Genomic DNA, 12220 nt, shown 5'->3' with positions numbered 1-12220 from the left:
CTCTCATCCTATTGTTCCAGTATCCATGAACATATGCGATCAATAACATTGTACTGCCAAAGAGGATCTCTAACAAAATCACAATGATTTTTATCTATTGTATCATTTAAGTCACTTAAACAATCCCACCTTACAATATGATCAGAGCATTGCTCACTGTAAAAAAACCATAATGTGGATTCTGTATAGGATTTTAATTTTTCGATTGCATTAAATTTCGTTAAATCTTCTATAATAGATGCCGATAATTTTTGACCGAACAAATTACCCTTATTAGCACCTAAAGCTACTAGAAAAGAAGCTTTATCATCGTATATATTATTTGATACATCCTCGTTGTTTTCATTAAAAAAATCTGCTGCCTCAATTACTTCAGTAGAAACATTGTTTGATATCTTTCTAACAATATCATTACTAATCCAATACGGATTAATACCTGCAACGCCTTGTACTAAATCCGCTGATAAAAACTCACTAAATAAAGTTGCACTTAACCCCCTACCAACACAATATATTTTATCAGAAATATTATTTCTAGCATGGCAAATAGCAGAAAATAAATCTTCCCTCAGGTCCTCAATGGTAATATTCTCTAAATATCCAGGGCTATCTCCGTGTCCTCTAGGATCTACCTGTAAAACATATAGGTTTTTTTTGTTCATATGCCTTGCCATTTTACTCATAAAATAATCTATATCGCACATAGGCTGTGAAAAACCAGCTACTAAAACAACTCCTACCTCCGCTCTTTCATGTGGCCAATGTGATACTGAGAACAATGTTGAATTACTATTGACAATCCAATCTTGTGATAACATAGTTATTCCTCCTAATCATTCTTAGTAATCAATCTCAACCTTACATAGTATGTATCGTAAAATATCTCCAAATTTTTGTGTCTTGCTGTCTATTATAAAATCATCACCTATATCCAATCCAAAACTTTCTTCAATATATACCAATAAAGTCATTATTGATATAGAATCCATACCAATATCAATCATTAAAGTATCTTCTTTAATTTCATCTCTAAATGGAATTTCCAAATCCCTAACAATTATATCAATTATTTTTTCCCTTACAGCTTCACTCGTCATTATAAATACCTCCTACAATGATTTAATTATATTAAACTTATAACTTAACCATCAATTATAATTTATATTTTTTTCTAAAAATGAAATAGCAAAATAGACCAGTTAGTAATGTCATTATTGATAGTATAACAAATAGATATCTGTAATTTAATAACGAACCTATTCCTCCAAAAACAATTAATATTAGTGTTGCTAAAATATTTTGTATAATCCTTTTAAAACTAGTTATTCTTCCAATGTACTCTTTATCACAGCGGTACTGTATATTGCTATTATATATTATGCCTATACCAGAATGGAAAACACCAATAAAAAAATTAACTACAATAGCTAATAATACTGTTGGTACTGTTGCAAAAACAACAAATCCAAGAGATACCAAAATATATCCAAGCCACAAATATATATTTTCTTTCTTTGCTTTTTTTAGTATTCCTATAAATAGAGCACCAAATATAGTACCTATTCCAAGAGCTGTATCAACAAATCCTAACGAAGTAGCAGTTCCCTTAAGAATGTTAGATATGAATGCTGGTTCTAGCAAATTGATTAATGAAATCAATAAGGGACCAGGTATACTAAATATTACTATTGAACGTAAAACCTTATTCAACCTTATAATCCTTAAACCTTCAACAATATTAGTAAAATATTTTATTTTATCTTTTTTTTCAATACTATGATATTCATTCGTTGTAACTATCCTCTTGACAAACATGATACTAAAAGCAGATAATATAAAACTTATTGCATCTACTACTAATACTCCAACATTACCGACTATACTTATTATAAATCCAGCTGATGCTGACCCTAACAAATACCCAAATTGATATGCTATTGTAGATGTGGAATTAAAACTAACTAAATTATCTTTTTTAATAGAATCGACTACCAACCCCGAAAAAGAAATAAAATATGTTGTTTCTAATAGCGAAAGTAAAACTTTAGCTATAAATAAGGGTATAATATAATAATTGAAGTTAACACAGACTATTAATAATACTATAATAAAACATCTTAAAATATCTGCTGATATTACTAATTTTTTTCGTGAGAAACGATCTGCCAGAACTCCTATAAACGGTATGGATAGTATTATAGGTATTCCACTAATAGCCTGAAATAAACTTAAAAATAATATAGAACCAGATTCATTATATATAAACCAATTAACACCAATAAAAAAGACGCCATCACCAAAATAGGAAATAAACCTTGATAAAGATATTAAAGTAATATTAGACATTTGATTGTTTACCACTATTTTGTTCATATTAATTATCACCAGCCTTATGATGTTAAAATCATAAAATATTTGTTGAAAATTAATTAATTCTCAATATATTAAAATACAATTCATCATCAATTTTTACAACATAAAAATTTATTGTAATCATTTATTATCTTATCAACTAATTGTTCTGTAGAATGTCTTTGAAGAAAACAACATTCTTTTGCTGGCCTATCACAGATAAAACATTTTCTTGCAGCCAATTGCATTGAATTACGACTTATTTTTATTCCCATCTTATTAAAAACATCAATATCCCAATATTTACTTAAGTAATTATTTTGTTCTAGCATAATACAAATTTTTTTTATATATCTTGCATCTTTATTAATCTGGAGAAAACCTATCATTCCCAAAGCACTATGTATTATATAAATATTTTTAATATCAATATTATTTTGTTTCAGATATGTTAACATACTTTTGATACCAAGTTGAAACAACTCATAACTTGGATAAATATTTTTATTTGGTCCTGGCATATTTACCATAATTTGTATCATAGCCAAATTACTATTAAAAGAATTGCGGATATCTTTAACATGTTCTTTTTCAAACAATATTCTATTCAAAATAATCAGACCTTTCTGTATAACCAGAATCCCATAAATATAAAGCCAATGTAACACAGGTAAGATCTGCTGAACCACCTGGGCTTAAAGATTTTTCTTTAAAGTCTTGGCACATTTGTTTAAGTTGTATCTGTCCATTGATACTAAATATACTTCCATTATTTAATACATTTTGAGCATAATTTCGTACATATTCTATACGACTGATATTAAATTCTCTGTTCAACAAAGTCGTATCTTCTGTCCTTGACATTAAAACAAGTAGAGTATGAATTATTGCTTTTCGCTGTCCAACATCTTTTAGCATTGCATCTTTCAGTGCTGGTAGTCCTGCCTCAAATATACTCTTGTAACCGGTTATGGCCTCTCCTCTAATCCCCTTCAAACCATATTTACAATACGCCTTAAGTCCCGTTGTCAATTTGTCATATGAACATTCTACTGCATATTCAAACTGTTTAGAAATATCTTTTTCTACTATTTCACTAATATAACTGCGTATATGTTCAGGCTCTAAGCTTCTGTCCCTCACATATGTTATTCCTGCAGCCGCACACATTAATATTCCATGAAAAATCATTCCTTTGTGTGTATTAATTCCATTAGTCATCTGAAACATATTAGTCTCAGCTTCTAATCCTAACTGCTGCAGACTATGAAATAAATTTGACACTTTCTTTTTCAACCCATAATCAATACCTTTTTTAGCTGCTAAATAAAAATAGTCCGATAATGCTATACTGCTATTAATAAATGTATATACATCCATATCCTTATGACATCCACTATCTATCGGACTAACCAGTCCAGGTGAAGGCCAGCTTACTACCTCTGCCATTAGTGAAAAATTCATTTTGTCACTTATCCATTTAGCTGTAATATCAATATCCTTCATTTAGTTCTCTCCGTATAATTTCAGGCCATTGTTTATTATCTAAACCGTATTGTTGTAAAAAACTCCACGTACATCTTTCTATACCTAGCCCCATACAACCAGACCAAGTCTTGTTACTTTTATTGATATTAAAATTAAATGTTTTGGAAAAATAATTTCCGTGTGTATCAAATGATGCAATTGAAAGCGAGTCATTTTTATATGGTATATCTGCTTTTACTTCGTATTTTACATTCTTAGGTATTTCGAAATTTTTTCTTGCATCATCACAAATAAAAAATGGATCATTCGCTAACGCACAATTTCCTTTTATACCTAATTCTTGCATCCATTCAAATGTCCATTTCAATATATTTTCCCTATTTTCGACTACAAAATTAGGCTCACCAAGAAATACAAATTCTCTCATAGAAAAATTCAATAGTCTTTCCAATAAATACGTTTTCTTTCCTTCATTCCTATAACATTCACCTTTGACAGTATATATAAGATTATCTTCAATTTCCTGATCCTGTAAACTGAAGTATATCTTAAAACAAGGTGCACTTTGGAGTACATATTTAGGTGTTCCCAAATAATTATTAAACTCATTAGGCAACTTACCCTTATTTTTTTGTATACTATTGGCAAAATCTTTTGTAGTATCATTATTCAAGGTCATTGGGTAAAAAAGATGTTTTGGTGCACTTTGAAAATAATTTAATTTTTCCATATAATATTTTGGAATTAATGTACTGTATTTTACTTCCTTAACATTATCATAATGTTTCATCATGTATTTTACATAACTTCTATCAAAGTACTCTAACAATCTTATTAATTCTCCTGAAAATTGCATATCATGTCCTCTTAATAATTTTATCCAACCTCTTTTAAGTAATTCTATTGATATATTGGTATTATTCTTAGGCTTACATGTTGAGCAATAATCCAAATAATCATTTGTTATTATGTTTCCTTCTAGTGCAATAGCTACCTCTTTGTTAGAAATAAAATATTGCTCAAGAAAATCATCTATTTCTTTTTTTATTTCATCAATATCTTTATTTTGAAGATAATAAACAGTAACATTTTTACTATTAACTTCATCAACATACACCTTGTGAACCGAAGTTTGCTGCATTAATAAATAACTAAAACTTTTTATTTCAATATTGCTTAATGTTCTTTTTAATTCAAATTTATATGATTCAAACATTATCAATCCTCCTTTTTTATAACTTAAGTTGATTCAATTAATTTCTGTATGTATCTATTGTTATTTTAATCTGGTCAGGATGTATCACTGATCTCCCTGAGAATCCCATATTCTTGGAAAGCATACAATCCTTCTTATAACCTTCTATATCTTTGTAATTCATATATGTTGTATCAAAACAATAAATATTGTTCTCCTTACAAAACTTACATATACTTTTTTTTGCATCAATTACTTCTTGTTGGGGATCTTCACTAGAATCCTTAACATCATCATAGTAATCACCTCCACCTATAGTAAATGCATAGATATTATCATTATTATCATATATGTGCTTTATGTTTCGTAAGCCTTCTCTACTCTCAATCATGACTTCATATTGAGGTATATAATCTTGTTCTTTAACAAATTCTCTTACATATTTATCTACCAATTGTAAATCTTCACACTTATTTACCATAGGTACACGTATCCTACTAGGTCTATACAATAATATTGCCTGCAAATCATCCTTCCAATAATTTGTATATACGCTATTAATCCTTACACTCAAATTTTTATCACTATCTTTGAATTCAGATAATGCTCCTTTTACTAGATATCTTGCATCAATTTTTTTGTTTTGTGGAGTTCCATCCTCTAAGCATAACAGAATATTTTTTATGCTTAGAGTCATAGCTTTTTCAATATATCCAGGTTTGTATCCTGCCACATATAATACAACTCTATCTCTATCTGTTATTGGATAATAGTTGTTTTTCACACTTATTCCCTCCTTCATTACATTGTTCTGAATAACTGTTCACTAATGAAACTACAGCTTCACAACGAGCATTGATAACCCAGGTATTAGCTCCTGTATAATATACAGTAGGATTATACTTTATAAGGTCATATTCACTTAGGTACTTTGTAATTGTGTCATTTACAAGTTTACTATCAATTTCCATAACAAGATTATTAATTACTAACTTTTTATTTTTTGATGATATAACTATCAATATATCACTAGACTCAATTGATCCAATACTAATTTCCATAATTCATCCTCCTCATACTTGTTATTGCCTCAAGCAAAAAATAATCTCCCCATACTTGAGATTCACCTTGAGTGAAAGTTACTTTTTTGGGAGTACTGGCATGTATTAAAATACCCTCATGATTTTCTTGTCCAAAAGTCATATATTTTTCTGAAATCAGAATATTTAATAATCTTGAAGCCAGATTATAATACTTTTGTTTTTCATTAATTTCTTTTAAACCAATAGATAGCTGTACAAAAGCTGATGCAGCTATACTAGCTGCTGATGAATCTTTTATTTCTAATTCATCCGTTATTAAGAGATCCCAGTAGGGAACACCATCTTTACCTGTATTATCCACATAAAAACTGGTTAACCTGTCTATAATCTCAAGATAGCTTCTATTATCAGTATATAGAAAAGCTTGTACCAACCCATAAATTGCCCAAGAATGTCCTCTGGACCATACAGAATTATTACTTTCAGCATTTTTATTGTATATTTCAACAACTTCTCCATTGCTATTGAATTTCACATATTCACAAGTTTTTCCGTCATCAGAAATCATAGTGTCGATCATTTTGTTAATACATTTTTCTACTGTACTTTTATAACGGTTATCATTTGTTTCTTTATAAGCCCATAGCCATATGCCAATATTCATGAATTCGTCAATACCTTGATAACATTCACCGTTTTTTAGCCAACTACATTTCAGATATCCTTGAGGTGTAAGTGATTCAAATAAATTATTAGCTACTTCAAGTGCTACTTGTCTATAATAAGGTTCGCCAGTTTCTTTATATCCATTTATATATGAAAATATAAACAGATAACCTATGTCTTGAAAATCCCCTTTATTTTTATAATACTCTATTGCTCGTGTAAACATATCTGCATATTCATGCCAAAATTCATTCATATCTATGCTGTATAGCAACCATAACTGCCCAGGAAGAAAACCATTAGACCATTTATCATCCCATATCCATTTACCATTACGTGTCACAAATGGGAATAATGTCTTATTATTTGTTTTTTCTAATTTATCCCACGAATTCACTTGTTGTGTTAACTGTTTTCTTGCCAGATCTAATGCTCTATCTAACTTTTTATATAGATTCATGTCATCACCTCTTTCACTACATTACCTTAAATTTAATAGTTTTCTTAGCATCAGATATTAGCTCATAGATCTTTTTATGACTAATAGCTGTAAAGATAGTAAAACCCATCCTTGAATAGTTACTAGTTACAGGCTCAATTATATGACCAGGCGACACTGAAAGTTCAGCTCTTACAAAACCATCCATCTTTTTCAATTCATCCAGCCCGATTACCTCCAACAACTTACCTGGTTGTGCAGTAAAATAAGATATACATGAAACCCCTATGGGTTTATCTGGGAAAACAGCATTCTTACCACTAAGAATATTGATAAATATTTGGAATAAATTAATACCATATGATAACTCAAACAATTCAGGTATATTATCTCCTGGAGCACGCCCAGCACACTCAATTAAATAAGGACCTTTATCGTTTAACATCCATTCTGAATGAAGAATTCCATTTTCCACCCCAAGCCCTTGTATTAGAGCTTGTTTTGCCGCAATAATACTTTTCTTCTCTTCATCAGAAAAATCACCTGGTACTATATGTCCTAATTCAACGGAATATTTGTTTGACATTGTCAGTTTTTTTGTAATATTATTGAATAACACTTGTCCATCCTTAACAAAAGTTTCAACACTTAATTCATGTCCTTCTATAAAATCCTCAGCGATATACTCCCATTTAAGTTGTCTTTCTGTAACAACTTTGTTACCCTCAGATGCATTAGTAACTTCTTGCCAAGCAGATTTGAGTTCATCCCCATTGTTAATCCTAACGACACCTACGCTGGCTTGCCTATTTGCTGGTTTTAAAATCATTGGTTTTCCTCTATAAAAACTTATTAGTTCTTTATAGTTTTCAATTTTCTTATATTTAGGTTGTAATATGCCTAGTTTATAAGCTTCATTTCTAAGTTTATACTTATTTGTCATAGAACTAGCAGCAAGATCCCCTAATCTTGGAAATCTTAATTTTTTAGCAATTTCATTTACTGCAAATACACTGTATTCTCTTCCAGGTATTACCGCGTCAAATCCTATAATCTCATTCCATTTACAAGCAACTTCAACACAGTCCAATGATTGCTGATATGCTCCTATCTTTATCCCTTTAATTAATATTGATGTAAATTCCTTAAAATTATTCCTATAGAGTTCTTCCTCTTCTATTATGTATAATGAAATATCATCTTTAATATTTTCTATATTATAGATAACTCTTGGATTGAGTCCTATCATAAGAATTTTCATAGTTATTTATTACTCCTCCTATAAATAATATTTAATACTTTCTTTAACTAAACATTAGAATGTTTTTAGTAATAATTTATTACTCTATTATAAATTTTATTTCATTCTCAATTTCTAACATTATCCTTTTTAATTCCTCTAAACTATTTCCTCTTACCATATAGAACCCTATACGATCCCACGAACATTTAATTGGCCTAATAATTTGACCAGATGACGCATTCAAAAGATATTTTATTACATTTGGACTATCCTTCAATATATGTACACCAGTTATCTTTACAAGTCTACCTGGATTTGGTCTAAAATATCTTATTCCTGCATAGGAATTATGGGTATAATTAATTTCAGGTTGTTCTCCCATTAATACTTTTAGAAATGCCTCAAACAAGTTGAATTTATATACCTCTTTTATAAGTTCAGGAATTTTATCTCCAGGTGCACGAACAGCACACTCAATTAGTTTTGGTCCTTCTTCAGTAATTTTCCACTCAGAATGAAAAAGTCCTGATTTTGCTTCTAATCCTTTTAACATTTGTTCATTAGAATTTAACAAAGCTTGTTTATCCTTATCACAAATTTCAGCTGGTACTATATGACCTGTCTCAGCAAAATAGTTTCCTCCAATTGTATCTTTATATGTAATATTATTGAATAAACTCTCTCCTTTTAGAACAATTGATTCTATTGAAACCTCATATCCCCTAATAAAATCTTCAACCATATATTCCCATTTGAGACTTCTTTTTACTACTCTGCTACCTTCAGAAACATTTAAGCATTCTTCCCACGCACCCGCTATATCTTCCTTTTTTTCAACTTTAACTACTCCGACAGATGCTTGCCGATTAATAGGTTTAATAACAATGGGTTTCTTATTAAAAAACTTTTCTATTTGGTCTGTAGAATTAACCTTTAAAAAATTAGGTTGTGGCACTCCTATAGCACAGCATATTTGCCTAAGCTTATATTTATTGGTACAAGCTTCAACAGCTATTTGTCCTGGATTAGCGAATCCAAGTATATCCATAGCTTTATATGTTCCTTTAACTGCATACTCTGCACCTGGAACTATTACATTAAATGATACTTCTTTATGCCATTTGCAAATTATATCTATAATCTCAGAACTTTGTTGATATTGGCTAAATCTCACCTCTTTAATTGGCTTTCTTGTATATTCTACTGAACAAGAATCATATATCTCTTTTTCTTCCAATATATAAACCTCATAATTTTTATTGGATGCTACAAGAGAATCTACAAAAGCTTTATCCAGCCCAATCATAAGAACTTTTGTTACCATAGTAAAAACCTCCCCAAAATATCATTTTATTACGTAAAGTTCAATATATTCTATATATTACTATATTTTTTGTTAATAATCAACTTTATTTTATCATTTTTTTATTCTTTAAATTTTATTTAATATTTTGTTTATTTGCTTTTACTATATATGCTATATATATTATTTTGTTATTTATGATATTATTTTTATTCATACAAAACAAAGGTAGCTCATGGATAAAACTCTATTTTTTCGATTTATCCAAAAATTATAAGATAGCACTAAATTTTAATGATATAACAAAAAAAGCCAAGACAAAAATAAAACATTTTTATCTGAGCTTCTTTTGTTATCATTAACTTAATGAAATTGGACTAAGCCTCTTCATCATCTTAATGTAAATATTTATTTAATTATATTTTAAACCTAGATGCCGTATTATCCAACTCATTAGCTAATTGGGATAGTTTTTCACTAGTTGACACTATTAGTTGTAATGATGCAGATTGTTCTTCTGTAGATGCCGCTACTTCTTCTGTACTTGCTGCATTCTCTTCTGCAATAGCTGACAAATTACTAATAACATCTAATATTTCTGATTTCTTAGTTTTAAGCTCTTCTCCTAATGAATTCAATTTATCAATACTTTTGCTAGAATCATTTATAGCATAAGAAATATCTTTGTACTTTCTCTCTGTCTCTTTCACACTTGTGACTTGTTGTTCAACAATATCTGATACTTCTTTTATTCTAACTACTGCTTCTTTTGCATTGTTTACTAACTCGTTAACAATCTTATCTATCTCCTTAGTAGAAGTAGTCGACTGTTCTGCGAGTTTTCGTATTTCTTCAGCCACAACTGCAAATCCTTTTCCTGCATCACCTGCTCTTGCTGCCTCAATTGCCGCATTTAGAGCCAATAAATTAGTCTGTTCTGCTATAGCTGCAATCATTGTACTTGCTTTTCCAATCTTTTGAGTACTTTTATTGGTTTCTGCAATGACACCAAATATTTCTTTTGCTGATTTACCACTTTCTTCAGTCTTGTTAATTAGTTCGCTAATTTCCACGAGACCTGAATCTATTAATTCATCTGCTTTATTGGAATTATCATTAAGCTCTATCATAACATTATGTTCATCTTCAATAAGATTACCTAACTGATAGATTGATTCTGATCCTACTTCAGTATTATGGGCTTGCTCAGAAGAACTTTTTGCTATTTCTCCTATAGTTACCGCAACATTATTAGCAGTATTAGCACACTGCTCCGTAATATCTGTCATAGCCATTGATGAATCCCTTACTTCTCTAGAAGCATCTGTTATTTTAGTAATCAAATCAATAAAATTATTCTGCATTTTAAAAAGCGCATTGGATATAATACCAATTTCATCTTTTCTATTAAAATATTTACTGATTTGTGTATCATCCTTAGCTAAGTCATAATTTGATAACCTATTTAGAACTTTTGCCAAATGTCTTAGTGGTTTTGCAATCATTGAACCAATCATATACACTAATAATAAAGTTATTATCAACATTATAGTTGTAGTACTGAAACTTAATATTTTTAATTGATCCAATTCTTTTAGTACTTCATTGACTGGAGCTACTACCCCCAAAGACCAATCGGTATTAGCTATTGGCGCATATCCCATTATATTATTGTTATCATCGATAGTATATTCTCCACTACCACTTAATCCTTCAATCATATCATTAACGATTTTGCTGTATTGTTTGGAGTTCTTGGATTCGTCTATCATATTGACACTATTAACTCTCTCTATACTTTTATCAGCTACTAATTGACCATTTTTATTGACAATAAAAGCATATCCGTTAGCACCAATTGTAATATCTGAAATCATTTCTGTAAAAGCATTAATATCCTGAATAGCGATAAGTATTCCACAAATTCCACCACCCCTATAGATTGGAGTAGCATATGTAACAAATAAAGATTTACCCGTTTCATCTTTAAGTACATCTGAAATAATAGTTTCTCCATCTAATGCTTTTTTAAAATATTCTCTTTCAGATACATCTTTCTCTTCATCTTTATTGGAATACGCTTTTCCATCAACATCTGAAATGAACATTTTTGAATATCCATATTTACTTATCTCATTATTAAGAGCAATCATTTTCTCTCTTTTGGTAACATACGTTTCAACTATTTTTTCTTTGGATGCAATAGATTCAAGTACTTTTTTTTCTATATTTATTCTCTCTGCTATAACCTGTGATGATTTTTCAGATATTATTACTAAATTATCTTCTGTCTTATTTAGTAATATATCACTGCCGTACTTGTATACTAAAAAAGATAATGCCAAACACGAAATTAAGACTATAATTGAAATAACTAAAATTAATTTGGTTTTAATACTCTTCACACCCTATCCCCCCTCTTATAATGTTATATTTTACCTGATTCTGCAAAAAATGTCAAATTATACAATATAAATATAACGTAAGTGTT

Annotated in this window: 12 protein-coding genes; all 12 read right to left on the bottom strand. The window is 29.5% G+C overall.

Translation table 11 applies throughout. The features are described from left to right. Nucleotides 1-8: 8 nt before the first annotated feature. Entirely contained in the window at nt 9-818 is an 810-nt protein-coding gene (locus tag QMG30_RS17740) for an alpha/beta fold hydrolase (RefSeq protein WP_281817671.1), read from the bottom strand. A 21-nt stretch (nt 819-839) separates the two neighbouring features. Then, nucleotides 840-1097 (bottom strand): acyl carrier protein, encoded by a 258-nt coding sequence (locus tag QMG30_RS17735; protein ID WP_281817669.1) that lies wholly within the window; start codon nt 1095-1097, stop codon nt 840-842. 55 nt (nt 1098-1152) lie between these two features. After that, nucleotides 1153-2373: an MFS transporter gene (locus QMG30_RS17730; RefSeq protein ID WP_281817668.1), complete on the bottom strand. Its 1221-nt coding sequence runs from the start codon at nt 2371-2373 to the stop codon at nt 1153-1155. 89 nt (nt 2374-2462) lie between these two features. Then, nucleotides 2463-2963, bottom strand: a complete 501-nt coding sequence (gene citX / locus QMG30_RS17725; RefSeq protein WP_281817666.1) for a citrate lyase holo-[acyl-carrier protein] synthase — start codon at nt 2961-2963, stop codon at nt 2463-2465. Then, nucleotides 2956-3858 (bottom strand): triphosphoribosyl-dephospho-CoA synthase, encoded by a 903-nt coding sequence (locus QMG30_RS17720; protein ID WP_281817664.1) that lies wholly within the window; start codon nt 3856-3858, stop codon nt 2956-2958. Before QMG30_RS17720 ends, citX begins: the two co-directional genes overlap by 8 nt. Further along, on the bottom strand, nt 3845-5056 hold the full coding sequence (locus QMG30_RS17715) for a hypothetical protein (protein ID WP_281817661.1): 1212 nt from the start codon (nt 5054-5056) through the stop codon (nt 3845-3847). Before QMG30_RS17715 ends, QMG30_RS17720 begins: the two co-directional genes overlap by 14 nt. 37 nt (nt 5057-5093) lie before the next feature. After that, nucleotides 5094-5819 carry an HpcH/HpaI aldolase/citrate lyase family protein gene (locus QMG30_RS17710; protein WP_281817660.1) on the bottom strand — a complete coding sequence of 242 codons (726 nt, stop codon included), beginning with the start codon at nt 5817-5819 and terminating at the stop codon, nt 5094-5096. Beyond that, a complete protein-coding gene (locus QMG30_RS17705) occupies nt 5788-6096 on the bottom strand; it encodes a hypothetical protein (RefSeq protein WP_281817659.1) in 309 nt (102 codons plus the stop codon). The genes QMG30_RS17710 and QMG30_RS17705 overlap by 32 nt, the downstream gene beginning before the upstream one ends. Then, nucleotides 6086-7204, bottom strand: a complete 1119-nt coding sequence (locus QMG30_RS17700; RefSeq protein WP_281817657.1) for a glycoside hydrolase family 88 protein — start codon at nt 7202-7204, stop codon at nt 6086-6088. Before QMG30_RS17700 ends, QMG30_RS17705 begins: the two co-directional genes overlap by 11 nt. 16 nt (nt 7205-7220) lie before the next feature. Then, entirely contained in the window at nt 7221-8444 is a 1224-nt protein-coding gene (locus QMG30_RS17695; protein WP_281817656.1) for an ATP-grasp domain-containing protein, read from the bottom strand. A gap of 79 nt (nt 8445-8523) precedes the next feature. Further along, entirely contained in the window at nt 8524-9750 is a 1227-nt protein-coding gene (locus QMG30_RS17690; protein WP_281817653.1) for an ATP-grasp domain-containing protein, read from the bottom strand. 395 nt (nt 9751-10145) lie between these two features. Continuing rightward, the gene (locus tag QMG30_RS17685; protein WP_281817650.1) at nt 10146-12134 is read right to left on the bottom strand and encodes a methyl-accepting chemotaxis protein; all 1989 of its coding nucleotides are present in this window, start codon (nt 12132-12134) and stop codon (nt 10146-10148) included. Nucleotides 12135-12220 lie beyond the last annotated feature (86 nt).

The organism is Vallitalea longa (genome assembly GCF_027923465.1).
GTDB classification, from domain to species: Bacteria; Bacillota; Clostridia; order Lachnospirales; family Vallitaleaceae; genus Vallitalea; species Vallitalea longa.
This window is presented reverse-complemented; position numbering and strand designations above follow the sequence as displayed.

Excerpts from the sequence above, each read along its gene's own strand:
- QMG30_RS17740 (WP_281817671.1), bottom strand. The coding sequence starts at position 818 with ATGTTATCACAAGATTGGATTGTCAATAGTAATTCAACATTGTTCTCA.
- QMG30_RS17715 (WP_281817661.1), bottom strand. The coding sequence starts at position 5,056 with ATGTTTGAATCATATAAATTTGAATTAAAAAGAACATTAAGCAATATT.
- QMG30_RS17735 (WP_281817669.1), bottom strand. The coding sequence starts at position 1,097 with ATGACGAGTGAAGCTGTAAGGGAAAAAATAATTGATATAATTGTTAGG.
- QMG30_RS17690 (WP_281817653.1), bottom strand. The coding sequence starts at position 9,750 with ATGGTAACAAAAGTTCTTATGATTGGGCTGGATAAAGCTTTTGTAGAT.
- QMG30_RS17730 (WP_281817668.1), bottom strand. The coding sequence starts at position 2,373 with ATGAACAAAATAGTGGTAAACAATCAAATGTCTAATATTACTTTAATA.
- QMG30_RS17695 (WP_281817656.1), bottom strand. The coding sequence starts at position 8,444 with ATGAAAATTCTTATGATAGGACTCAATCCAAGAGTTATCTATAATATA.
- QMG30_RS17700 (WP_281817657.1), bottom strand. The coding sequence starts at position 7,204 with ATGAATCTATATAAAAAGTTAGATAGAGCATTAGATCTGGCAAGAAAA.
- QMG30_RS17720 (WP_281817664.1), bottom strand. The coding sequence starts at position 3,858 with ATGAAGGATATTGATATTACAGCTAAATGGATAAGTGACAAAATGAAT.
- QMG30_RS17705 (WP_281817659.1), bottom strand. The coding sequence starts at position 6,096 with ATGGAAATTAGTATTGGATCAATTGAGTCTAGTGATATATTGATAGTT.